Annotated in this window: 18 protein-coding genes, 1 pseudogene and 1 riboswitch; of the genes and pseudogenes, 15 read left to right on the top strand and 4 right to left on the bottom strand. The window is 66.2% G+C overall.

Features of this window, described 5'->3' with window-relative positions; genetic code table 11:
* Positions 1-17 precede the first annotated feature (17 nt).
* Complete coding sequence (gene fliK, locus D1Y85_RS12525; protein ID WP_124151385.1) at positions 18-1,517, top strand: flagellar hook-length control protein FliK; 1,500 nt, start codon at positions 18-20, stop codon at positions 1,515-1,517.
* Entirely contained in the window at positions 1,514-1,915 is a 402-nt protein-coding gene (locus D1Y85_RS12520; RefSeq protein WP_124151384.1) for an EscU/YscU/HrcU family type III secretion system export apparatus switch protein, read from the top strand. Before fliK ends, D1Y85_RS12520 begins: the two co-directional genes overlap by 4 nt.
* Here D1Y85_RS12520 and D1Y85_RS12515 read toward each other — a convergent pair.
* Positions 1,893-3,314 carry a coniferyl aldehyde dehydrogenase gene (locus tag D1Y85_RS12515; RefSeq protein ID WP_124151383.1) on the bottom strand — a complete coding sequence of 474 codons (1,422 nt, stop codon included), beginning with the start codon at positions 3,312-3,314 and terminating at the stop codon, positions 1,893-1,895. The genes D1Y85_RS12520 and D1Y85_RS12515 overlap by 23 nt on opposite strands.
* A 71-nt stretch (positions 3,315-3,385) precedes the next feature.
* Positions 3,386-5,089, bottom strand: a complete 1,704-nt coding sequence (locus tag D1Y85_RS12510; RefSeq protein ID WP_124151382.1) for an isovaleryl-CoA dehydrogenase — start codon at positions 5,087-5,089, stop codon at positions 3,386-3,388.
* Between the two features lie 354 nt (positions 5,090-5,443).
* On the opposite strand from D1Y85_RS12510, the gene D1Y85_RS12505 reads away from it, so the two are divergent.
* On the top strand, positions 5,444-7,072 hold the full coding sequence (locus tag D1Y85_RS12505; RefSeq protein ID WP_124151381.1) for a GMC family oxidoreductase: 1,629 nt from the start codon (positions 5,444-5,446) through the stop codon (positions 7,070-7,072).
* Between the two features lie 52 nt (positions 7,073-7,124).
* Here the strand turns inward: D1Y85_RS12505 and D1Y85_RS12500 are convergent, their stop codons facing one another.
* Positions 7,125-8,054 carry a LysR family transcriptional regulator gene (locus D1Y85_RS12500; protein ID WP_124151380.1) on the bottom strand — a complete coding sequence of 310 codons (930 nt, stop codon included), beginning with the start codon at positions 8,052-8,054 and terminating at the stop codon, positions 7,125-7,127.
* Positions 8,055-8,166: 112 nt separating this feature from the next.
* Between D1Y85_RS12500 and D1Y85_RS12495 the strand changes: the two genes are divergently transcribed.
* The 12 genes and pseudogenes from D1Y85_RS12495 (at position 8,167) to D1Y85_RS12440 (ending at position 21,105) form a co-directional block, all read left to right on the top strand.
* Entirely contained in the window at positions 8,167-8,622 is a 456-nt protein-coding gene (locus D1Y85_RS12495; protein WP_124151379.1) for a CidA/LrgA family protein, read from the top strand.
* A 50-nt stretch (positions 8,623-8,672) separates the two neighbouring features.
* Positions 8,673-9,395, top strand: a complete 723-nt coding sequence (locus tag D1Y85_RS12490; protein WP_124151378.1) for an LrgB family protein — start codon at positions 8,673-8,675, stop codon at positions 9,393-9,395.
* A gap of 197 nt (positions 9,396-9,592) precedes the next feature.
* Positions 9,593-10,447, top strand: coding sequence for a glycosyltransferase family 2 protein (locus D1Y85_RS12485; protein ID WP_124151377.1), 855 nt, complete (start codon positions 9,593-9,595; stop codon positions 10,445-10,447).
* A gap of 138 nt (positions 10,448-10,585) precedes the next feature.
* A riboswitch (S-adenosyl-L-homocysteine riboswitch) is annotated at positions 10,586-10,705 on the top strand.
* 33 nt (positions 10,706-10,738) lie between these two features.
* Positions 10,739-12,157, top strand: coding sequence for an adenosylhomocysteinase (ahcY, locus tag D1Y85_RS12480; RefSeq protein WP_124151376.1), 1,419 nt, complete (start codon positions 10,739-10,741; stop codon positions 12,155-12,157).
* 146 nt (positions 12,158-12,303) lie between these two features.
* On the top strand, positions 12,304-12,657 hold the full coding sequence (locus tag D1Y85_RS12475; protein ID WP_124151375.1) for a phage holin family protein: 354 nt from the start codon (positions 12,304-12,306) through the stop codon (positions 12,655-12,657).
* Positions 12,658-12,679: 22 nt separating this feature from the next.
* Positions 12,680-13,513: pseudogene (metF, locus tag D1Y85_RS12470) on the top strand (methylenetetrahydrofolate reductase [NAD(P)H]); the annotation flags it as partial.
* 486 nt (positions 13,514-13,999) lie between these two features.
* On the top strand, positions 14,000-15,634 hold the full coding sequence (locus tag D1Y85_RS12465) for an ABC transporter substrate-binding protein (RefSeq protein ID WP_124151373.1): 1,635 nt from the start codon (positions 14,000-14,002) through the stop codon (positions 15,632-15,634).
* A gap of 139 nt (positions 15,635-15,773) precedes the next feature.
* Positions 15,774-16,787, top strand: coding sequence for an ABC transporter permease subunit (locus tag D1Y85_RS12460; RefSeq protein WP_124151372.1), 1,014 nt, complete (start codon positions 15,774-15,776; stop codon positions 16,785-16,787).
* A 51-nt stretch (positions 16,788-16,838) separates the two neighbouring features.
* On the top strand, positions 16,839-17,756 hold the full coding sequence (locus D1Y85_RS12455; protein WP_124151371.1) for an ABC transporter permease subunit: 918 nt from the start codon (positions 16,839-16,841) through the stop codon (positions 17,754-17,756).
* A gap of 1 nt (position 17,757) precedes the next feature.
* On the top strand, positions 17,758-18,810 hold the full coding sequence (locus D1Y85_RS12450; protein ID WP_246024896.1) for an ABC transporter ATP-binding protein: 1,053 nt from the start codon (positions 17,758-17,760) through the stop codon (positions 18,808-18,810).
* Complete coding sequence (locus tag D1Y85_RS12445; protein ID WP_124151370.1) at positions 18,807-19,829, top strand: peptide ABC transporter ATP-binding protein; 1,023 nt, start codon at positions 18,807-18,809, stop codon at positions 19,827-19,829. The genes D1Y85_RS12450 and D1Y85_RS12445 overlap by 4 nt, the downstream gene beginning before the upstream one ends.
* Positions 19,822-21,105, top strand: a complete 1,284-nt coding sequence (locus D1Y85_RS12440) for a TraB/GumN family protein (RefSeq protein ID WP_246024895.1) — start codon at positions 19,822-19,824, stop codon at positions 21,103-21,105. Before D1Y85_RS12445 ends, D1Y85_RS12440 begins: the two co-directional genes overlap by 8 nt.
* A gap of 46 nt (positions 21,106-21,151) precedes the next feature.
* Here the strand turns inward: D1Y85_RS12440 and D1Y85_RS12435 are convergent, their stop codons facing one another.
* Positions 21,152-23,116, bottom strand: a complete 1,965-nt coding sequence (locus tag D1Y85_RS12435; RefSeq protein WP_124151369.1) for a tetratricopeptide repeat protein — start codon at positions 23,114-23,116, stop codon at positions 21,152-21,154.
* Between the last annotated feature and the right edge of the window lie 214 nt (positions 23,117-23,330).

Here is a 23,330-nt window from a genome sequence, read left to right as displayed (position 1 = left end):
GCTTCGGGGAGTGGTGCATGAACGGAATCGACGCGGGAACCGCTGCGCTGCTCGCGAACCGCCTCAGCTCGCTGGACCCGGTTGGCTCGCGAGGCAGTGCGGGCACCGCTGAAGCGGGCGTGTCCGCGCTCGTCACGGGCACGGACGCGCTGCCCGAAGCGCTGACCACCGTCACACCGCAGCAGGCGTCGACGGAAACGGTGCTCTCCGCCGTGGCGCTCGCGCTCGACGCAATCATTCGTTCTGGCGGGGACGCCACGCCGGCCGTGGTCGGCAATGCGCCGGTCTGGAGCGATCCGGCGGCCGCAACGCAATCTGACGTGTTCTCGCAGCCGCTGCCCGGCATGCCCGGCGCCGCTGCGGTGGTTGAAGCACTGCTGGCCGGCGACGCCGCCGCGCTGGCTCAGACGCAGGCGGACATCACCGCCGATCTCACAGGTGCCGGCGCGGCAGGCGGTGCAAACACCGCGGCAGCTGGCGCGCAGGGCGACGCTGCCGCTGCATCCACAAGTTCAGCCGCGCAAACCGCCAACGCGGGCCAGGCCGCACAGACCACACAGGCTGCACAAGCCACACAAGCCTCACAATCCGGCCCGGTTGCCGCGCTCGCGACGGCGCTTGCGCAGACCGTGTCGGACAGCGGCCTTTTCTACGAATCGCATCTGGCGCAGTGGCTGGTCGGCCAGCGCACGCTTGCAGGGCTCGCGGACGAGCCGCAGAACCGGCTCGTCCAGAACAGCGCGCAACTTCCGCTCGACTGGAGCCGCACCTCGGACGAAGCGGACGACGTGCTCTGGGCCGAAACGCTCACGCCGGGTTCGCGCGAGCCGCAGGCGGGCGGCACGACCGCGCTGCCGGGACGCCTCGCGAGTACGCCGAACGGCGCGGGCACGCTCGCGTCGAACGCGGCGCTCATGCACACGAACGGCGAACTCGCCGAGGCGCTACTGCTGCCCGCCTCGCGGGACCCGCAGGCGACGGGCGCGGCCGTGCACGCCGCCGTCATTCCGCTCGTGCGGCAACAACTCGATTTGCTCGCCACCGGTGAATTCCGCTGGACCGGTGAGGCGTGGCATGGCGTGCGGCTCGACTGGAGCATTCAGCAGGATCACGTCGAGTCACGCGATCCACGTCGCGGCGCGTTCGGCGCCGATCCCGCCGACGCGCCATGGCGCACGCGACTCACGCTCGCGCTGCCGTCGCTCGGCACCGTCGATGCCGAACTGACGCTCGCAGGCACGGCGCTCGCCGTGCGCGTTCAGGCGAATACGAATAGCGCGGCGCGGCTCACCGCGGGCAGCGAGGCGCTGCGAAGCCGCCTCGAAGCGCTCGGCCTTGCCCTCACGGGACTCTCGATCCGCGAGGTCGGCGGTGGTGCTGCCGGCCCAGCCGACGCCGCGAAAGCCGCAAACGCCTATGCACGCGCCGCCGCACAGGAGGCGCAAGCCAGCAAGACAGAGTCGCCCGCGAGCGCCACCGCGCCGGTCACCGACGATCTCGACTGGGACCCCCGATGAGCCGCCAGCACCGCAAGACCGCCGCCGCACTCGCCTACGACACGCCATCGGCCACCGACGGCGCGCCGCGCGTTGTCGCGAAGGGCTACGGCATTGTCGCGGACACGATCATCCAGCGCGCGAAGGAAGCGGGCCTCTACGTGCACCAGTCGCCGGAGATGGTGAGGCTCCTGATGCAGGTGGATCTCGATTCGAAGATTCCGCCGCAGTTGTATCAGGCCGTGGCGGAACTGCTCGCGTGGCTGCATCGGCTCGAAGCCGCCGATACTGCCGATGCCGCGCAACCGGCGGAGGCCAAGCCGGGCGCTGACGTCTCCCCGGGCGCCGCCGTTCAGCGCCTCGCGTCGCCCGTCAGGGCGCTCCCGCCGCCGCCGTTCAGAACTTCATCATCAGATTGATCAGGAAGTCGAACAACCGGCCGTAGGGCGGCGCGATCAAGCCACGCCCGTTGAATCGCGCCTGCGTGAAAACAGGCTTCATCTTCGAGAAGGTCACGAAGCCGTCGTGGCCGTGATACGCGCCCATGCCGCTTGCGCCGACGCCGCCGAACGGCAGGCCCTCGGCGGCGATGTGCATCAGCGTCTCGTTCACCGACATGCCGCCCGCCACCGTCTCGTGCGTCACGCGTTCGACCGTGCGGGCGTCGTCGGCGTAGAGGTAGAGCGCGAGCGGGCGCGCACGCGAATTTACGTAGCGCAGGGCTTCGTCGAGCGTGTCGTAGGGTACGAGCGGCAACAGCGGCCCGAAGATTTCCTCCTGCATCAGCGTGCCATCCGCCGGGGCATTCGTCACGATGACGGGCGCGAAGCGCCGCGTCGCCGCGTCGTGAACGCCCAGCGGGTGCAGTTGCGCGCCCGCTTCCTGCGCTTCGTCAGCGAGCCGCGCGAGCCGGTCGAAATGGCGGTCGGTGATGATCGACGTGTAGTCGCCGTTGCTCGTGAAGTCGGGATAGAGCTGCGAAAAACGCGTGCGTGCGCGCTCGATGAACTTCGCCTCCGTACCGCGCGGCAGCAGCACGTAATCGGGCGCGATACAGGTCTGCCCCGCGTTGAGCGTCTTGCCGAGCAGGAGGCTGTCGACGGCGTAGTCGAAGCGGGCGTTTTCGCCGATCAGCGCCGGTGACTTGCCGCCCAGTTCCAGCGTTACGGGCGTGAGATTGGCCGCCGCCGCGCGCATGACCTCGTGGCCGATGCGCGTCGAGCCCGTGAAGAGCAGGTGGTCGAACGGCAGCGCCGTGAACGCGGCGCCCACCGAGGCGTCGCCGTTGACCACAGCGACGTGGTCTCGCTCAAAGGCCTTGCTGATCAGCGTTTCGAAGAGCGCCGACGTGCGCGGCGTCAGCTCCGACATCTTGATCATCGCGCGGTTGCCGGCGGCGAGCGCGCAGACGAGCGGCCCCGCGCCGAGATACAGCGGATAGTTCCACGGCACGACGATGCCCGCCACGCCGAGCGGCTGCGGCACCACTTTCGCGCGCCCCGGCATCAGCCATTTGCCGACGCTGCGACGCTGCGGTTTCATCCAGCGCGTACCGTGCTTGAGCGCGCCATCGATTTCCTGCTTCAGTACGACGAATTCGGCGAGCATGACCTCGGCTTTCGAGCGCTGGCCGAAGTCGGCGTTCATCGCTTCGGCTAAGGCGTCGCGGTTGTCGAGCAGCATCGCGCGCAATGCCTTCAGATGACGCGCACGCGTCTCCCACGTGGGGAACGGCTCTCGCAGGAAAGCGTCGCGCTGCGCAGCGAGCAGGGCGTCGAGTGAGTCGCGCGTGACGGCTTCGGGCAGGTCCTGCTTCATGGTCGGTGGGTCCTCGGGGTTGAGTTTTTGTTCGATTATGACGGGCATGACGGGCGCGCAAGCGCCGTGCCTCAGATCGCCGGGAACGCGCGCGCGATGAGCGCCGCGTGGTTAAAGCGCGCGGGCAGCGTGCCGAACACGCGACCGCAGTCGGCGTCGTGTTCGTCGAGCCGCGTGGCGATGAACGCATCGGCGACTTCCTGCGGGCCCGCGCGCAGCAGCATCGCCTGCGCGATCAGCACGATCTGCTGGGCGATGCGGCGCGCGTTCGCTTCGCGCGTGCCGGGCGCGCCGTTCAGCAGCGCCGATAGACGATCGAGCGCCGCCGTGAGCACCGGATGGTCCTGCGCTTCGCGCCGCCACGCGAGAAAGAGGGCCTGCGCGGCATCGGCTTCGCGCTCCAGCGCGCGCAGCACGTCGAGGCACATCACATTGCCCGAACCTTCCCAGATCGAGTTGACCGGGGCCTCGCGATAAGAACGCGCCATCGGGCTTTCTTCGACGTAGCCGTTGCCGCCCCAGACCTCCATCGCTTCGCCCGTGAACGCGAGCGCGCGCTTGCAGATCCAGAATTTCGCGGCGGGCGTGACGATGCGGCGCCACGCGCGCGCTTCGGGCGCTTCGTGAGCATTCGCACCGGACGCATCGGCGCTTTCCTCGAACGCGCGCGCGAGGTGCATGAACAGCACCGTCGCGGCTTCGGATTCGAGCGCGAGATCCGCGAGCACGTTCTGCATGAGCGGTTGCTCGACTAGCGGGCGCCCGAACGCTCTGCGGTGGCGCGCATGATGGATCGCCTGGACTAGCGCCGCGCGCATGAGCGCCGCGCTGCCGATCACGCAGTCGAGCCGCGTGTAGTTCGCCATTTCGATGATGGTCGGCACGCCGCGCCCTTCGTCGCCGATCATCACACCGTAGGCGTCGAAAAATTCGACTTCGCTGCTCGCGTTCGAGCGGTTGCCGACTTTGCTCTTCAGTCGTTGCACGTTCACGGTGTTCTTCGTGCCGTCGGGTGCGAAGCGCGGCACGAAGAAGCACGAAAGGGTGTCGCGGCCGTCGGTGCGCGCGAGGACCAGATGCGCGTCGCACTGCGGCGCGGAGAAGAACCACTTGTGCCCGGTCAGCCGGTACGGCGCGCCGCGTCCGGTCGCAGCGCCCAGGGGATACGCTTCGGTCAGGTTGCTGCGCACATCGGAGCCGCCTTGCTTCTCCGTCATGCCCATGCCGATCATCATCGACGTCTTTTGCGGCAACGGCAGGTCGCGCGGATCGTGCTCGCGAGCGTAAAGCCGCTCGCGCAGCGTTTCGAAGAGCGCGGGCTCGCGCCGCAGCACGGGGATGCTCGCGAAGGTCATCGTGATCGGACACAGCGACCCCGATTCGAGCTGCGCGTGCAGGAAGTAGCTCGCGCAGCGCGCGGCCATCGCGCCGGGCTGTGGGTTCGAGAACGGCAGGGCTTGCAGTCCCGCGGCGCGCAGCTGCGCGAGCAGACCGTGCCACGCCGGATGGAATTCGAGCGCGTCGATGCGCTCGCCGCGCGGGTTGTGCGTGAAGAGTTCCGGTTCGTGGCGGTTGGCGAGTTCGGCTAGCGCGATCGCCTCGGCCGTGCCTAGCTGCGCGCCGTCGCGTTCGAGCGCGTCGCGATGCCAGCCGGCGCGCGCGCGTTCGAGCGCTTCAGAAAGCGCGGTGTCGGTGGTGAACAGGTTGTAGTCCGCAAGCGGCGGCGCCTGATTGGTCACCTCGTGGGTCGTGCCGGGGCGATGCGCAGCTTCCATCTGCCTGTCTCCTTTGGATCTCTTTGGACCTTGGACGCGCATCGGCGCGGCTTCGTGTGACGTTCGCGGGTGCGGGGTCGCCGCAAGCGGGCATCGTGAGTACGCCTGCGCCGGACCAGGTTTTCGTCGCCCCCGGATGCCCTACAGCAACGTGCATGTCGCAGCCGGTTGACGTCGATGGCCGCACCGTTTTTCATCATAGGCGCGTGCTGCATTTGCCGATTAGAGGGATCGCTCTGAGATAAGAGTCGCTGTCCGCTCCGTTCGCTCCCTACAATTCGCGAAAACGCATTATCGAACGAGCGTGCGCCTGGCGCGACCCAGGTGGAACGCCGATGACGACGGAGGAGACGGATGGAATACGACTACATCATCGTCGGTGGCGGGTCGGGCGGCGCTTCGCTCGCCGGGCGGCTCGCTTCGAACTGTCCCGACGCGACGATCGCGCTCATCGAGGCCGGGCCGCACACGGAGCGCAGCCTGCTCGTCAACATGCCGCTCGGCATCGCCGCGCTCGTGCCGCTGCGCACGAAGTACAACTACGGGTACGAGACCGAGCCGCAGCCGGGGCTGGTGAGCCGGTACGGCTACCAGCCGCGCGGACGCGGTTTCGGCGGATCGAGCGCCATGAACGCGATGATTTACACGCGCGGCCATCCGCTCGATTACGACGAATGGGCGCAATTGGGTTGCACGGGCTGGGCGTGGCAGGACGTGCTGCCGTATTTCCTGCGCGCCGAGGACAACGCGCGCGGCGCGAACGCCTGGCACGGCGCGGGCGGGCCGCTTTCCGTCTCGGACCTGCGCGACCCCAATCCCGTGGCCGGGCGCTTCGTGCGCGCGGCGGTCGAAGCGGGTTTCCGGGCCAACGACGACTTCAACGGACCCGATCAGGAAGGCGTCGGCTTCTACCAGGTGACGCAGCGCGGCGGCGAGCGCTGGACGGTTGCGCGTGCGTATCTGTACGGCCACGAGCGGCCGAATCTGCATTTGATCGCCGACGCGACGGTGCTGCGTGTGACCTTCGATGGCGCGCGCGCGAGCGGCGTCCAGGTGGTGCGCGGCGGCAAAGTGGAAACGCTCGTCGCGCGCGGCGAAGTGATTCTCGCCGCGGGCGCGTTCAATACACCCCAACTGTTGATGTGCTCGGGCATCGGTCCCGCCGATCAGCTGCGCGCGCACGGCGTGCCCGTTCTTCACGATGCGCCGGAGGTGGGCCGCAATCTGACCGACCATATCGACTTCACGTACAACTTGCGTGTGAAGTCGACCGAGGCCATCGGCTATTCGCTGCGCGGTTTCGCGAAGATGATTCCGGGTCTCGCGCGCTACTTCGGCTCGCGGACCGGGATGTTCACGAGCAACGCGGCCGAGGCGGGCGGCTTCATCAAGAGCCGTCCCGATCTGGACCGGCCCGACCTCCAACTGCACTTCTGCGCCGGCCTCGTCGACGATCACAACCGCCGCATGCACTGGGGCCATGGTTACGCACTTCACGTCTGCGTGTTGCGCCCGGCGAGCCGCGGCACGGTGATGCTCGCGAGCGCTGACGCGCGCGTCGCGCCCCTGATCGATCCTCGCTTTCTTTCGGATGCGCACGATATGGATCTGCTCGCGCTGGGCGCGCGTCTGGCGCGTCGCATTCTCGACGCGTCGCCGCTCGCCGAATTACGCGGGCGCGAACTCTACACGCATGCGGGGCAAACCGAGACCGAACTGCGCGCGACGATCGCCGCGCACGCCGACACGATCTACCACCCGGTCTCGACCTGCCGCATGGGCGGCGACGCCCGATCGGTGGTCGACACGCAATTGCGCGTGCGCGGCGTGAGCGGATTGCGCATCGCCGATGCTTCGGTGATGCCGACGCTGATCGGCGGCAATACGAACGCGCCGACGGTGATGATCGGCGAGCGTGCCGCCGACTTCATCGCGCAAACGCGTCGCTTGGGCGAGCCGGCCGCCGCGGAAGTCACAGTCTGAAGCGCGACGGCATCCGCCCCGGTAGTCGGGGCGGATGCCGCATCGCGCGATCTCACCCGGCCAGGCCCGGCGGCCGCACGAAGTCATCGAGAAACGACGACGGCTTCCCGAATTCCTCCTTCGCCACTTCGAGCCACGCGCGCGCCGCGTGCGACAGGTAGCCGTTGCGCTTCCATCCGATCGCCATATCCCACTTGATCGCCGGTTCGCTGACCGGCATGCACGTGAAGCGCGCGGCGTCGAGCCTTCGGCAGTACGGCGCGGGCAGCAACGCGATGCCGACACCCGCGAGCACCAGCGCGGCCATCACATCCCAATGCGCGCTGCGTCCCACGATCTGCGGCACGAAGCCGGCAGTGCGGCACGCATACGAGACGACGTCGTTCAGCGCCAGGCTCTCGCCGTAAAACACGAACGGCTCGGCGGCGAGGTCGACCAGCGGCACGCTCGTTTCGCCGTCCCACCGTGAGCCCTTCGGCGCGACGAGCCACAGCAGTTCGTGCGAGATCGGCAACACGTCGATCGTCGCCGGATCGACGGGCTGCAGCACGCCGCCCAGCTCCAGCTCGCCCGAAATCAGCGCGGCCTCGATTGCGCGCGATCCCTGCTCGAAGAGCTTCAGCTCGATCTTCGGGTAGCGCTGGCGGAACGTCGCGATGGCCGGCGTGAAGAGCGAGCCGCCCATCGGCGGAACGCCGATCGTCAGTTCGCCGCGGCCGAGCGTCGCGAGGTCGTCGAGTTCGGCCTGCAATTGCGCCTGCGCGGCGAGCACGTCCTGGCCGCGCTGCCAGACCACGCGGCCTGCGTCGGTGAGCACCATCTGGCGAGCGTCGCGCACGATCAGCTGGGTACCGACTTCGTCTTCGAGCGACTTCACCATCTTGCTGATGGTCGGTTGCGTGACGTGCATCTTGTCGGCGGCGGCGGTGAAGCTCTGCTGCCGCACTACCTCGATGAAATAGCGAAGCGCGCGCAGTTCCACGGTTATGACTCCAGATTCCAAAATGGAATGAAGTGGATGAGTTTAAGTCATTATATTTATGCTGAGGCGCAACTTATACTGGCTTTCATTCAAATGTCACTTAGGGTTTGCCATGATCGCCCACCTCTTTACGACAAAGGCCTCGCAACTGGCGGGCTACGTGACGCGCACCGGCCGGATCGTGGTGCAGGCGGCGCTGCTGGCCGGGCTCTGGTTCGTTGCCGATGCGCTCGCGCGTGCGATGCATCTGCCTGTGCCGGGCGGCGTGGTCGGGCTCGCGGCGCTGCTCGCGCTGCTGTTTAGCGGCGGCGTTGCGCCGCGCTGGGTCAAGGCCGGCGCTGACTGGCTGCTTTCGGACATGCTGCTGTTCTTCATCCCGGCCGCCGTGGCGGCTGTGCAGTACGGAGGCCTCTTTCGCGCCGATGGCTGGCGCCTCGCGCTAGTCGTGGTCGGCGGCACGCTGATGGTGATGGTCTCGGTGGCGTTCGCGGTCGAGCAGGCCGCGCGCCTCGAACGCCGCCTCGCCCTGCGCCGCGTGCAGTACGCACGCCACCACGTGCGTGCCTGACTGGCCGCACAAGCCCCGTTTGATCGACCCACTTTCAGGATGATTCCGTCATGAACACGATCGTTGAACACCTGTTCGCCGACGATGCCTCCCGGTTGATCGCCGCGGGCTGCTTCATCCTCACCGTCGCGCTCTATTTCGCATCGAAGGCGCTTTACGCGCGCCTGCGTTCGCCGTGGCTCACGCCGCTCGTCGCCGTTCCGGCCGTGCTCGGCGCGATCGTGCTGCTGCTGCACATTCCGTATCCGGTCTACTTCGAGGACACGCGCTGGCTCATGTGGCTGCTCGGACCGGCGACCGTCGCGTTCGCGGTTCCGATCTACGAGTATCGCGATCTGCTCAAGCGTCACTGGATCTCGCTGACGGTCGGCGTGACGGTGGGTATCGTCGTCGCGGTGGGCGGGTCGCTTGCGCTCGCGAAGCTTCTGCATCTCTCCCCGGACCTGCAGCGCAGCCTGATGACGCGCTCGGTCTCGACGCCGTTCGCACTCGCCGTCTCCGACAAGATCCACGCGCCGCGCGACCTCACCGCACTCTTCGTGATCGCAACTGGCGTGTGCGGGATGCTCTTCGGCGAGCTAGTGCTCGCGTTCGTGCCGCTGCGCACGCGGCTCGCGCGGGGTGCGCTGTTCGGCGCCGCGGCGCACGGCGTGGGCACCGCGAAGGCGCGCGAACTGGGCCGCGAGGAAGGCGTCGTTGCGAGTCTCACGATGATGATCGCGGGCGTGGTGATGGTGTTGCTCGCTCCGGCGCTGGGCTTCCTGCCGATGTAACTCCGACGCGCCGCTGCTTGCCCAGGCGGTGTCTTCTGAACGCCGTGCGGGGCGCACGCCGACAGTCGCTGGGATTCTCCGGTGGGGCGGTCCGGCCAGCGGCTGCGTGCCGCGTCAATTCTGGCATGCACACGGTGCCTGCCGGGCTATGATGGACAACGTTGCCGCCTGCGTCGCGGCTTGATCACGAGCTGCCCATGCTGCCCATTTCGATCATCATCCCCTGTTACAACAGCGCGCCGACGCTCTCGCGTGCCCTCGACAGTGCGATCGCGCAACGCGAGGCGGCGCAGATCCTCGTCGTCGATGACGGCTCGACCGACAAAACGGCCGAAATCGTGTTCCGTTACGCCCGCCTCGACGCACGCGTGCATCTGTTGCAGATGGCGTCGAACAGCGGTCAGGCGAGTGCGCGCAACTGGGGCGCGCTGCATGCCACCGCGCCGGTGCTCGCCTTCCTCGACGCCGACGACGAATACCTCCCCGGCGCACTCACGGCCGCCAGTGCCTGGCTCGAAAAGTCGCCGCGCGATGCCGTGGTCCGGCTCGACGTCGACTTCTACGGCTTTCCCGAGTCGGTGCTCGCGCATCCCGACTTCGCCACGAAAGCCCGTGCGCTCAGCAATACGGTGCCGAGCTCGCTTGTGATCCGCCGTTGCGCGTTTCTCGCACTGGGCGGATTTCCGATGGACGACTTCTTCCGCCAGTACGGCGGCGAGGACGGCGCGCTCGCGTGGGCGCTACACGAAACGTTCGGCCAGCACCGGCTCGACGATGCAAAGCGTGTGCGCATGCACTATCACACCGGCATTCACGCCGAACGCTTTTTCCGTATCCAGACGGGGCTCGACACGCCCGATCCGGGCGACAACGCGGCGGTCATCCAGTTCTCGCGCCAGTTTCTCGATCAGGCGATTGGCGTCGTGAAGCAACTACGCGGCCTCAACGTGGGCGAGGCTCTCGACCAGGCCGGGCGCCAATCCGCGGGTGAATCCGCGTATGAGCCCGTCACGGAGATCGTGATTCCGGCCATCAGCGACGACGCAGGCTGATTGCCTGATGAGCGCCTGACGCCTCGCGCGCTTGAACAAACGCGATCAAACCCGCTCGATCTTCATCGATGTGCGGGGCGTTACGGCGCGCGGTGCTTCTCCCGCCGCCGCCATCACGATTTGCTACAATCACGCCTCGTCTCCGAGGAGCGTTGCGACGGGCATCGCACAATGCGAACACAGCCCGCCAGGCTCGGAGCCGCTCAATACGGTTGATCCACACGGACTCAACCGCATCGAAAACGGCGCTCACGTCTTTAATTTCTAGCTACTTTTAGAAAGGAGGGCGTGATGAACGCCGCAATTCCGCAAGATCAAGCCAAGGATTTCGTCGTCGCCGATATGGCGCTTGCCGGCTGGGGCCGCAAGGAACTCGACATCGCCGAAACCGAAATGCCCGGTCTCGTGCAGATCCGCGACGAGTACAAGGCGCAGCAGCCGCTCAAGGGCGCACGCGTTGCCGGTTCGCTGCACATGACCATCCAGACGGGCGTGCTGATCGAGACCCTGAAGGCGCTCGGCGCCGATGTCCGCTGGGCCTCCTGCAACATCTTCTCGACGCAAGACCACGCCGCCGCCGCCATCGCGCAGGGCGGCACGCCGGTGTTCGCGTTCAAGGGCGAATCGCTCGACGAATACTGGGAGTTCTCGCACCGTATCTTCGAATGGCCGAACGGCGAGTTCGCCAACATGATCCTCGACGACGGCGGCGACGCCACGCTCCTGCTGATCCTCGGCTCGAAGGCTGAAAAGGACCGCTCGGTCATCGCCAAGCCGACGAACGAAGAAGAAGTCGCGCTGTACAAGTCGATCGCGGCTCACCTCGACATCGACCCGACGTGGTACTCGAAGCGCCTCTCGCACATCAAGGGCGTGACCGAAGAAACGACGACCGGCGTGCACCGCCTGTACCAGATGGAGAAGGATGGCCGTCTGCCGTTCCCGGCGATCAACGTGAACGACTCGGTCACGAAGTCGAAGTTCGACAACCTGTATGGCTGCCGCGAGTCGCTCGTCGACGGCATCAAGCGCGCCACCGACGTGATGATCGCGGGCAAGATCGCCGTCGTCGCCGGTTACGGCGATGTGGGCAAGGGCTGCGCGCAGTCGCTGCGCGGCCTTGGAGCTACGGTGTGGGTCACCGAAATCGATCCGATCTGCGCACTGCAGGCCGCGATGGAAGGCTACCGCGTCGTGACGATGGAATACGCCGCCGACAAGGCCGACATCTTCGTGACGGCAACCGGCAACTACCACGTGATCGGCCACGACCACATGAAGGCGATGCGCCACAACGCGATCGTCTGCAACATCGGTCACTTCGATTCGGAAATCGACGTTGCTTCGACCCGCCAGTACCAGTGGGACAACATCAAGCCGCAGGTCGATCACATCATCTTCCCGGACGGCAAGCGCGTGATCCTGCTGGCGGAAGGCCGCCTCGTGAACCTCGGCTGCGCGACGGGCCACCCGTCGTTCGTGATGTCGAATTCGTTCACGAACCAGACGCTCGCGCAGATCGAACTGTTCACACAAGGCGCGAAGTACGAGAACAAGGTGTACGTGCTGCCGAAGCATCTCGACGAGAAGGTTGCGCGCCTGCATCTGGCTCGCATCGGCGCGAACCTGACCGTGCTGTCCGACGCGCAGGCTTCGTACATCGGCGTCGAGAAGAACGGTCCGTTCAAGCCGAATCACTACCGCTACTAAGCACTGGGCGCGCGGCGCGGTATTCGGGGCATATCGCCGGGCCGCCGCGCTTGCCACAGGCCCGTGTTTGAGCAAGCTGTGCACCGCGTCCGGAGGTCTTTTCGAACCACCCGGACGCGGCATTCCATCAAGAAAAAGGAGCTACCATGACCGTGCTGCTGACCTGGCTGATCAACGCGCTTGCCCTCCTGATCATCACCTGGCTCGTTCCGTCGATTCACATCCGTAGCTTCGGCACGGCCTTGATCGTCGCCATCGTGCTCGGGCTCATCAACGCCGTGCTGCGTCCGCTGCTGATCCTGCTCACGCTGCCCGTCACGATCGTCACGCTCGGCCTCTTCATCCTCGTCGTGAATGCGCTGTGCTTCTGGCTCGCGGCGTCGCTGCTGAAGGGCTTCGAGGTGTCGGGTTTCTGGTCGGCGTTCTTCGGCTCGATCCTGTACAGCATTGTGTCGTGGCTCCTGTCTGCCTTGATCTTCGGCCACCGCAACATCGTTTGATGCGCGACGCCGGGACCATCCCAACATGAAACCCATCGAACTTTCATTCGAATTTTTCCCGCCGAAGACGCAGGACGGCGTCGACAAGCTGCGCGCCACCCGCGCCCAGCTCGCGACGCTCAAGCCGAAGTTCGTCTCGGTCACGTTCGGCGCGGGCGGCTCGACGCAGCAGGGCACGCTCGATACTGTCGTCGACATCGCGAAGGAAGGCATCGAAGCGGCGCCGCACCTCTCGTGCATCGGCTCGTCGAAAGAGAGCCTGCGCGACATCCTCGGGCAGTACCGGTCGCACGGCATCCGCCACATCGTCGCGCTGCGCGGCGACCTGCCGTCCGGCATGGGCGCCGTGGGCGAGCTGCGCTATGCGTCGGAGCTGGTCGCGTTCATCCGCAAGGAAACCGGCGATGCGTTCCACATCGAAGTGGCGGCCTATCCCGAGTACCATCCGCAGGCGCGCTCGCCGCGTCACGACCTTGAGGCGTTCGCGCAGAAGGTAAAGGCCGGCGCCAACTCGGCCATCACGCAGTACTTCTTCAACGCGGACGCGTACTTCCGCTTCGTCGACGACGTCCGCAAGCTCGGCGTGGACGTGCCGATCGTGCCCGGCATCATGCCGATCACGAACTACTCGCAGCTGATGCGCTTTTCCGACATGTGCGGTGCGGAAGTGCCGCGCTGGATCGCGAAGCGCCTCGAGAGCTTCGGCGACGACCGCGAGGCGATCCGCGCGTTCGGCCTCGACGTGGTGACGGACCTGTGCCGCCGCCTCGTCGATGCGGGCGTGCCCGGGCTGCACTTCTACACGCTCAACGGCGGTGCGGCGACCAAGGCGATCTGCGAGCGTCTGGGCTTCTGACGCACGCTTTCCGGGCGCGGCTGGAATCCAGCCAACCGCGCCCGGCTTTCACCTCTCATCGCGTGCGCGTTTCGCTGGATTCCAGCCGCGCCTCGACTATCTTCAAACGTATCGGCAGAGCAATATCGCGCCCGATGCGTCGTCCTCCTGTATCCACAACGGCCACATCGCGAGCCTCGGTGCGTTCCGGATGGGCCTGCGGCGTTGAGCCGCGGCGGTTCCAAATCGACTCGCGGGCCGGCCCGCCGGGCTGCACGAAAGGTTTTGGCGCGTTAAGTTTGTGCCGCGCCCGGACTCGGAGGTAGGTCCGGATTGCATCAGGCGGCCGTGGCAACCCGGCCGCGGGCGGACCAAGGTGCTCGCCTGGGACCTGTCAACCAGGCGTTTTCCACGAGCGACAGCCGCCCGCCGTTTGCTTGTGACGGCGCCCCCGGCTCTGTAAGATCGCGCTACGCTGGCTCCGGCCGGCACCGAACTGGAGAGAACATGAAAGAAAACAAAATGTTGCGTGCAGCACGGCTGACCTCGCTCGCCGCAATCGCCGCGACAACGCTCGTTGGCGCCTCACTCGCAAACGCGGCCAGCAGCATCCCGAACAAGACGCTCGTCTATTGCTCGGAAGGCAGCCCCGCCGGTTTCGACCCGTCGCAGTACACGACCGGCACCGACTTCACCGCCAACACGTTCACCGTCTACAACCGCCTCGTCGAATTCGAGCGCGGCGGCACGAAGGTGGAACCGGGCCTCGCGCAGTCGTGGGACGTTTCCGCCGACGGCAAGACCTACACGTTCCATCTGCGTCATGGCGTGAAGTTCCAGACCACGGCGTACTTCAAGCCGACGCGCGAATTCAACGCCGACGACGTCGTTTTCTCGTTCCAGCGCATGCTGGATCCGAACCAGCCGTTCCGCAAGGCCTACCCGGTGTCGTTCCCGTATTTCACCGACATGGGTCTCGACAAGCTGATCGCCAAGGTCGAGAAGGTCGATCCGTATACGGTCAAGTTCACTCTGAACGAGCCGAACGCGCCGTTCATCCAGAACATGGCGATGGAATTCGCGTCGATCCTCTCGGCTGAATACGCGGATCAACTGCTGAAAGCCGGCAAGGCCGCCGACATCAACCAGTTCCCGGCCGGCACAGGTCCGTTCATCTTCAGGAGCTACACGAAGGACGCGACGATCCGCTTCGACGGCAACCCCGACTACTGGAAGCCGGGCGTCGTGAAGATCTCGAAGCTGATCTTCTCGATCACGCCGGACGCAAGCGTGCGCGTGCAGAAGATCAAGCGCGACGAGTGCCAGGTGATGAGCTATCCGCGTCCCGCGGACATCGCCCCGCTGAAGGCCGAGCCGAACATCGCGATGCCGTCGCAGCCGGGCTTCAACCTCGGCTACCTGTCGTATAACGTCACGCACAAGCCGCTCGATAACGTCGATGTGCGCCACGCACTCGACATGGCGATCAACAAGAAGGCGATCATCGACTCGGTGTACCAGGGCGCGGGCCAGCTCGCGACGAACCCGATGCCGCCGACGCAATGGTCCTTCGACAAGACGCTGAAGGGGAACGCGTACGATCCGGAAAAGGCGAAGGCGCTGCTCGCGAAGGCGGGTCAGGCCAACGGCTTCGAGATCACGCTCTGGGCGATGCCCGTGCAGCGTCCGTACAACCCGAACGCGCGTCTGATGGCCGAGATGATCCAGGCCGACTGGGCGAAGATCGGCGTGAAGGCGAAGATCACGACGTATGAGTGGGGCGAGTACATCAAGCGCGCGCACGCGGGCGAAGACGACGCGATGCTGATCGGCTGGACCGGCGACAACGGCGACCCCGACAACTGGCTCGGCACGCTGCTCGGCTGCGAGGCCGTCAACGGCAACAACTTCGGCAAGTGGTGCTACAAGCCGTTCGACGATCTGATCCAGAAGGGCCGTACGACGTCCGATCAGGCGCAGCGCACGAAGTTCTATGTGCAAGCGCAGCAGATCTTCGCGCAGCAACTGCCGTTCTCGCCGATCGCTCACTCGACCGTCTATCAGCCGGTCAGCAAGAAGGTGACCGACATGCGTATCGAACCGCTCGGCTACGCGCGCTTCGATGGCGTTGGCATGCAGTAATGTTGATCGGGTAACCTGTACGGTTCATTCGCTCAGTTTGACGGTATTCTAGAAGACTGGTCGAATCAGGTCCGGCGACCGGGGTCACGAGCCCCCGTCGCCGGTTGCATTTCATTCTCATGCTTTCGGGGAACAAACCATGTTCCGCTTTGTATTGCGCCGCATCGGCATGGTGATACCGACGTTCATCGGCATCACCGTCCTTGCGTTCGCGCTCATTCACCTGATTCCCGGCGACCCCATCGAAGTGATGATGGGCGAGCGCGGCGTCGATCCGCAGATGCACGCCGAAGCGATGCATCGCCTCGGTCTCGACGAACCGCTGCCGTTACAGTATTTCCACTACGTTGCCCACGCTGTGCGTGGCAATCTCGGCACCTCGATCATCACCAACACCAGCGTGATGGGCGAGTTTCTCGCGCGCTTTCCCGCCACCGTAGAACTCTCGATCTGCGCGTTGATCTTCGCGCTCGCGATCGGGCTGCCCGCCGGCGTGTTCGCGGCGCTCAGGCGCGGCACTGTCGTCGATCACGGCGTGATGGGCACCGCGCTCACCGGCTACTCGATGCCGATCTTCTGGTGGGGCCTCATCCTCATCATGGTGTTCTCGTCGAAGCTCGGCTGGACGCCCGTGTCGGGGCGCCTTGCCGTCGAGTACGACATTCCGCGCGTCACCGGCTTCATGCTGATCGATTCGCTTCTGCCCGGCACCGATGAAGGCTCGTTCAGGTCCGCTGTGAGCCACCTGATCCTGCCCGCCATCGTGCTCGGCACGATTCCGCTCGCGGTGATTGCGCGCATGACGCGCTCGTCGATGCTCGAAGTGCTGCGCGAGGACTATATCCGCACCGCGCGCGCGAAGGGCCTCTCTCCGCTGCGTGTGATCGTCGTGCACGCGCTGCGCAACGCGCTGATTCCCGTCGTCACTGTGATCGGCCTGCAGGTCGGCACGCTGCTCGCGGGCGCAGTGCTCACCGAAACGCTGTTCTCGTGGCCCGGCGTCGGCAAATGGCTAATCGATGCGATCAGCCGCCGCGATTATCCGGTCGTGCAGGGCGGCATTCTCATGATCGCGACCCTCGTGATCGTCGTGAATCTGGTCGTCGATCTGCTGTACGGCGTGCTGAATCCGCGCATCCGTCACACGAGGTAAGCACGTCATGAAACGCTTTTCACAACACAACCCACGACATTCGGAGGCGTGATGGCTGACATTCAGAACACCGCGCCCCAGGCGGTTACGCCGCCCTCGGGTCGCGCTCTCGTGCTGCGCGAATTCTGGGCGAACTTCTCGCGCAACAAAGGCGCTGTTACGGCTGGCGTCATCGTGCTCGTGCTGATCGTCGTCGCGATCTTCGCGCCTTTGATCGCGCCGCATAGCCCCATCGAACAGTATCGCGATAACGTGAAAATCCCGCCCGCCTGGCTCGACGGCGGCAACTGGCAATTCATTCTCGGCACCGACGAAGCCGGCCGCGACATCCTCTCCCGCCTGATGTACGGCGCGCGGCTGTCGCTGTGGATCGGCTGCGTCTCGGTCGTGCTCGCGCTGATTCCGGGCGTCGTGCTCGGCCTCGTCGCCGCGTTCTTCGACAAATGGGCCGACACGCCGATCATGCGTCTCATGGACGTGCTGCTCGCGCTGCCTTCGCTCTTGCTCGCGGTGGCCGTGGTCGCGATCATCGGCCCCGGTCTCACCAACACGATGCTCGCGATCGCCATCGTCGCGCTTCCGGGCTACGTGCGTCTCACACGCGGCTCGGCGATCGGCGAATTGCACAAGGAGTACGTAACAGCGTCGCGCGTGGCCGGTGCGGGCACGCTGCGTCTGATGTTCTCGCAGGTGCTGCCCAACTGCACGGCGCCGCTCATCGTGCAGGCGACGCTCGGTTTCTCGTCGGCGATTCTCGATGCCGCCGCGCTCGGCTTCCTCGGCCTCGGCGTGCAGCCGCCCGCCGCCGAGTGGGGCGCGATGCTCGCCTCGGCGCGCGATTACATCGACAGCGCCTGGTGGATCGTCACGATGCCGGGCCTGTCCATCCTCATTTCGGTGCTCGCGATCAACCTGCTCGGCGACGGGCTGCGCGACGCGCTCGATCCCAAGCTGAAGAGGATGGCCTGACATGAACAATCAGACAAAAGACTTGCTGACCATCCGCAATCTGGCGGTGAACTTCGGCGGCCTGCCCGCCGTGGACCGCGTGAATCTCTCGGTGGCGCCGGGCGAGGTGCTCGGCATCGTCGGCGAATCGGGCTCAGGCAAGAGCGTGACGATGATGGCGCTGATGGGCCTCATCGATGCGCCCGGGAAAGTCACCGCCGATTCGATCACGTTCGATGGCCGCGACCTGCTCAACGCGAGCGGCAGGCAGCGCCGCAAGATCGTGGGCAACGAAATCGCGATGGTGTTCCAGGACGCGCTTACGAGTCTGAATCCGAGCTACACCGTCGGTTATCAGATCAAGGAAGTGCTGAAGCTGCACGAGGGCCTGCGTGGCGCGGCACTCGAAAAGCGCGCGCTCGAACTGCTCGATCAGGTGGGCATCCCCGACGCAAAGAATCGCATCGGCAACTTCCCGCACCAGATGTCGGGCGGCATGAACCAGCGCGTGATGATCGCGATGGCCGTGGCGTGCAACCCGAAGCTCCTGATCGCCGACGAGCCCACCACGGCGCTCGACGTCACGATCCAGGCGCAGATCATGGAACTGCTCGTGCGCTTGCAGAAGGAGCGCGGCATGGCGCTCGTGCTGATCTCGCACGATCTCGCTGTGGTGTCCGAGGTCGCGCAACGCGTGGCCGTCATGTACGCGGGCGAAATCATCGAGACGAACCGTGTGCCCGATATCTTCGCGAAGCCGCATCACCCGTACACCGAGGCGCTGCTTGCCGCCATCCCCGAGCACAACCGGGGCGCCGTGCGGCTCGCCGCGCTGCCGGGCATGGTGCCGGGACGCGACGACCGTCCGCGCGGCTGTCTCTTCGCGCCGCGCTGCAAGTATGTGGTGGACGATTGCATGAAGGCGCGTCCTGCGCTCGACAAGGTGCCGGGCTTCGACGTCGTTACGCAGGTCCGCTGCATCAAGCCGCTCAATCTGCACGACATGCGCGATCCGCATGATGCGCACGATGCACACAATCGCGCGGCCAACCCGACACATGGAGGCGCGCAATGAACGCTGTCCCGCAACACGCGCCTCAAAGTGCAGGCCACGACGAAGATCGCGTCCTCGTCGCCGAGGATCTGAAGAAGCACTACACCGTCAAACGCGGCATGTTCGGCACGGGCACCGTGAAGGCGCTCAACGGTGTGTCGTTCTCGCTCACGCGCGGGCGCACGCTGGCGGTGGTCGGTGAATCGGGCTGCGGCAAGTCCACGCTCGCGCGCCAGCTCACGATGATCGAGCCGCCCACCGCGGGCCGTCTCGTCATCGACGGCGAGGATGTCGCGCACGCGAACAAGGAGAAGATCGCCGCACTGCGCCGCCGCGTGCAGATGGTGTTCCAGAACCCGTTCGCGTCGCTCAATCCGCGCAAGACGGTGGAGCAGACGCTCGGCGAGCCGCTCGCGATCAACACGCAACTCTCGGCCACCGAGCGCGCGGACCGCATCGCGCACATGATGCGCATCGTCGGCCTGCGGCCCGAGCACGCGAAACGCTATCCGCACATGTTCTCGGGCGGGCAGCGCCAGCGCGTGGCGATTGCGCGCGCGATGATCCTCGATCCGCAGATCATCGTCGCCGACGAGCCGGTTTCCGCGCTCGACGTGTCGATCCAGGCGCAGATCCTGAACCTCTTCATGGACCTGCAGGACGAGTTCCGCACGAGCTACGTGTTCATCTCGCACAACCTCGCGGTGGTCGAGCACGTCGCCGACGACGTGATGGTCATGTACCTAGGCGGCGTCGCTGAACTCGGTGACAAGAAGACGGTGATCGAGCGCCCGCGCCACCCGTACACGCGGTCGCTCCTGTCGGCGACGCCCGCGATCTTCGAGTCGGACCGCCGCGTGAAGATCAAGCTCGAAGGCGAACTGCCTTCGCCGCTCAATCCGCCGTCGGGCTGCACGTTCCATCAGCGCTGCCCGTATGCCATCGAGCGGTGCCGCAAAGAGGTCCCGGTATTGCGCGTTGTGGATGGGCGTCAGGTATCCTGCCATCGTGCAGAGGAGGTAGGGGAACAGGATGCCTGAAGCGACGGCGGCGCGTCGTTTTACGCGCCGCCTGAGTGAAGGCGGCCGTCGCGCCGTTTCGAAATTGCGTGTTGTGGGGCGGGGGGCCGCGGGCGCGTTGCTCGCGCTGGCGGTCGCCCTCGGTCCATCGCTCGACCGGCCGCTGCGGCTCGCGCTGAGCGCGCGCCCTGCGTCCGATGGCAACGCCTCGCCGCCCATCGCTTCGACCTTTTCGACGTTCCCGACGTTTCGTTTCATCCGCGGCGTGTCGCCGCAATCGCGTACCTTCGTACCCGCCGCGTTCGCGGCGGGAGCCGCTGCCAATACGCCGGGCGCCCGGCCGGCGGTCCCGGTGCCGGGCGGTCCGTCAACCGGTGCAGGCCTGCCCGGCTTCCACGCGCCACCCGCCGTGCCGAGCTATGCCTCGGGCACGACCGCAGGCGGTCCTGTGCGCATGCAACCGGCACGCATGCCGTTCTACGTCGCCACGCACGGCACGACCACGATCTACCTGCTCGGCACGCTGCACGTGGGCGACCCCGCCGACTATCCGCCGAACCAGCCGTTTCGACAGTCGATACTCGCGGCGCTCAACGCGTCGCCGACGCTCGCCCTCGAACTCTCGCCCGACGATCTGCTCGTCTCGCAGGACGACGTTTCGAAGTACGGAGTGTGTGAGCGGCCATGCTTGCCGCAACTGTTGTCGGATTCCCTGTGGCAGAAGCTCGCGGCGCGCATGCGCGGCAATCCCGATGCGCTCGCCGAAATCCGCCGGATGCGGCCGTGGCTCGCTTCGCTGCTCGTCGAGACCTACGATTCGCTGAGCGCGGGCCTGCAGACCGAATACGGCACCGAGGCGCAATTGCAGAACGTGTTTCTGCGGCTGAAGGGGCGGCGCATCGTCGGGCTGGAGACACTCGGCGAACAGATGCGCGCATTCACGAGCCTTACGCTTGCTCAGCAGCGCGAAATGCTGGCGCAGGATCTCGCGCAGCCTGAGGCCCAGAACGTTGCGGACGTGAAGGCGCTGCAGCATCTGTGGCGCGTGGGCGATGCCGATGCGATCGCCGCGTGGGACACCGCGCGTTCGGAAAAACTCGCGCGGGATAAGCGGGTATCGGATTCGGTCGATAACCGCATCGTCTACGAGCGCAACCGCCGCTTCGTCGCGCGTATGTTGCAGATCGCCGCACCCAACAAGCCGTTGTTTGTCGCGATCGGCGCGCTGCACCTGGGCGGGCCGAAAGGCGTACTGGCGCTGCTGCGCCAGCGTGGCTTCACTGTCGATCCGGCGTGAACGGCGGTTTCGAGGTGGCGGCTTTCGCCGCCCGTTATCTGGCTGGTTAGGCGGCGGTGTCCGGCGCGCCGTTTTCCTCTTTCGTTTTGGTCCGCGATGTCTTCTTCGCATCGGCGGTTTTCGGCGTTCGCTTTGGCTTTTCGCCGAGCGCGTCGCGTAGTGATTCGATCGCGCCGCGCCAGTCGCCGAGCGCGTGCTGACGGAAGAGCCGCGCCGTGGGATACCACGGCGAGTCCGCGCGCTTTTCCAGCCAGCGCCATTCGCCATTCACGGGCACGAGGATCCACACCGGCTTGCCGAGCGCGCCCGCCAGATGCGCGACAGCCGTATCGACCGCAATCACGAGATCGAGATTCATGATGAGCGCGGCGGTATCTGCGAAGTCGTGCAGATCGGTGCTGAAGTCGTGGATGACGATTTCGCCGCCGAGGGACGCGATCTGCGCGCGCGCCGCGTCGCCCTTCTGCAGGGAGAACCATGTGATCCGCTCGCTTTCGAGGACCGGGCGCAAGTCCGCGAGCGCCACCGAGCGGTTGTGGTCATTGTAGAAGCCGGGGTTGCCCGCCCAGACGAGGCCCACATTGCGGTGGCCGGCCGGCTTGCGCGGCTTCGTGCCTGCGCGCGTCGGCGATGTCCTCCGCGCTGCTTCCGTCGCGTGGCGCGATACGGATGCTGCCGCACGCGATAACCCGTCGAACATCGCGGCCTGCACGCGCGGCCGCCAGGCTTCGATGTCCGCGGGGCGTGCGAAGAGGTAAGGCACCTCGGCGGGAATCGTGTCGAGCTCGGTGCCTACGCACGACGGCATGCTCATCATGTAGACCCAGAAGTCGTAGTCGCCTTCGGGCTCGCCCGTCCACGCGCGTCGCACGCCGCGCACACTCTGCGCCAGCCGTAGCACTGGAGGCGTACTGCACACATCCACGGTTGCGCCTCGCGCGTGCAGCATCGTTGCATAGCGGACGAACTGGATCTGGTCGCCGAAACCCTGCTCGTGTATGAGCAGTACGCGCTTGCCATCGAGCGGTTCGCCGCGCCACTCGTGCAGGCCCTCGATGTCGAACGACGAGTAGTCGCACGCGCGCCAGCGTTTCGCATACTCCGCCCAGCCCTCGCGGTACTCGCCGCGCTTGAGCATGAGCCAGACGAGGTTCTGGCGGGCGTCGGCTTGCTCGGGGTCGAGTTCGAGTGCGCGGCGATAGTACGGCGCTTCCTCGTCGTTGCGTCCCTGCGCACCGAGCGACGCGCCAAGCGACACGAGGTTCGCCGCGTTTGGCTTGAGCGCCACCGCCTCGCGGTAGCATGCCTCCGCGCCGCGGTAGTCGCCCGCCCGGCCGAGCGCGGTGCCGAGATTCGCCCACGCATCCGCATGCGCAGGGCGCTGCCCGACTACGACGCGAAGGCGCTCGATGGCTGCGTCGTAGTCACCGCGCGCGAGGTACGCGTTTCCGAGGTTGAAGTGGACGTCAGTGTCGTGGGGGGCCTGCGCGAGCGCTTCGCGGTAGTGCGCGAGCGCTTCGTCGGGACGGCCGAGCTTTACCAGCGCGATGCCCGCGTTCACGCGCGCATTCACGAACGCGGGATCGAGTGTGAGCGCCATGCGGTAGTGGTCGAGTGCCTCTTCGTCGGCGCCCGTCTCCTGCAGGGTGATGCCGAGATTGTTGTGTGCGTCGGCAAAGCCGGGTTCGAGGCGCAGCGCCTCGCGCAGGCAGCGGATCGCGTAGCTGGTGCGGCCAAGCGCGCGTACGGCGAGGCCGCGATTGCTCCACAGGATCGCGTTGTCGCTGGCGAGCTGCAGGGCGCTGTCCATCAGCGCGAGCGCGCCTTCGTGGTCGCCGAGTTGATGGCGCGCGACGCCGTAATAGTGCAGCGCGTCCGTGTGGGCTGGATCGAGCGCGAGGATGTCGCGATAGATGGCTTGCGCTTCGTCGAGACGTCCTGCGCGGTGGGCGTCGAGTGCGGCGGCGAACTGTTCGGCTGGCGTCGCGGGGGTGGTGGGGGTCGAGACCATGGAGATCGTGTGGGGCTGGCGGCGGGCGGAGGACGCACGACGCGCGGTTGGGCGAAGTCGTCGAGGGTACCGGGTTCTTTCCGAGGGGACGATGGGATTGTTCCCAAAATGGGTGGTGCTGGCGGGGTCGCCGTGGATATCCGCCCTATCTATCCGAACTTCGTCAACTGAAAATCAGAAGGGCTGAATGCAAATCAGCTGGGGAGGTGGCTTT

Source organism: Paraburkholderia dinghuensis, assembly GCF_003837865.1.
Taxonomy (GTDB): domain Bacteria; phylum Pseudomonadota; class Gammaproteobacteria; order Burkholderiales; family Burkholderiaceae; genus Paraburkholderia; species Paraburkholderia dinghuensis.
The sequence above is the reverse complement of the archived record's forward strand: the minus strand, read 5'-3'. Positions and strand labels throughout refer to the sequence as shown.

Coding starts and splice junctions, on each gene's coding strand:
- fliK (WP_124151385.1), top strand. CDS start 18: ATGAACGGAATCGACGCGGGAACCGCTGCGCTGCTCGCGAACCGCCTC.
- D1Y85_RS12440 (WP_246024895.1), top strand. CDS start 19,822: ATGCCTGAAGCGACGGCGGCGCGTCGTTTTACGCGCCGCCTGAGTGAA.
- D1Y85_RS12490 (WP_124151378.1), top strand. CDS start 8,673: ATGAACACGATCGTTGAACACCTGTTCGCCGACGATGCCTCCCGGTTG.
- D1Y85_RS12460 (WP_124151372.1), top strand. CDS start 15,774: ATGTTCCGCTTTGTATTGCGCCGCATCGGCATGGTGATACCGACGTTC.
- D1Y85_RS12465 (WP_124151373.1), top strand. CDS start 14,000: ATGAAAGAAAACAAAATGTTGCGTGCAGCACGGCTGACCTCGCTCGCC.
- D1Y85_RS12450 (WP_246024896.1), top strand. CDS start 17,758: ATGAACAATCAGACAAAAGACTTGCTGACCATCCGCAATCTGGCGGTG.
- ahcY (WP_124151376.1), top strand. CDS start 10,739: ATGAACGCCGCAATTCCGCAAGATCAAGCCAAGGATTTCGTCGTCGCC.
- D1Y85_RS12505 (WP_124151381.1), top strand. CDS start 5,444: ATGGAATACGACTACATCATCGTCGGTGGCGGGTCGGGCGGCGCTTCG.
- D1Y85_RS12435 (WP_124151369.1), bottom strand. CDS start 23,116: ATGGTCTCGACCCCCACCACCCCCGCGACGCCAGCCGAACAGTTCGCC.
- D1Y85_RS12520 (WP_124151384.1), top strand. CDS start 1,514: ATGAGCCGCCAGCACCGCAAGACCGCCGCCGCACTCGCCTACGACACG.
- D1Y85_RS12475 (WP_124151375.1), top strand. CDS start 12,304: ATGACCGTGCTGCTGACCTGGCTGATCAACGCGCTTGCCCTCCTGATC.
- D1Y85_RS12445 (WP_124151370.1), top strand. CDS start 18,807: ATGAACGCTGTCCCGCAACACGCGCCTCAAAGTGCAGGCCACGACGAA.
- D1Y85_RS12495 (WP_124151379.1), top strand. CDS start 8,167: ATGATCGCCCACCTCTTTACGACAAAGGCCTCGCAACTGGCGGGCTAC.
- D1Y85_RS12485 (WP_124151377.1), top strand. CDS start 9,593: ATGCTGCCCATTTCGATCATCATCCCCTGTTACAACAGCGCGCCGACG.
- D1Y85_RS12515 (WP_124151383.1), bottom strand. CDS start 3,314: ATGAAGCAGGACCTGCCCGAAGCCGTCACGCGCGACTCACTCGACGCC.
- D1Y85_RS12510 (WP_124151382.1), bottom strand. CDS start 5,089: ATGGAAGCTGCGCATCGCCCCGGCACGACCCACGAGGTGACCAATCAG.
- D1Y85_RS12455 (WP_124151371.1), top strand. CDS start 16,839: ATGGCTGACATTCAGAACACCGCGCCCCAGGCGGTTACGCCGCCCTCG.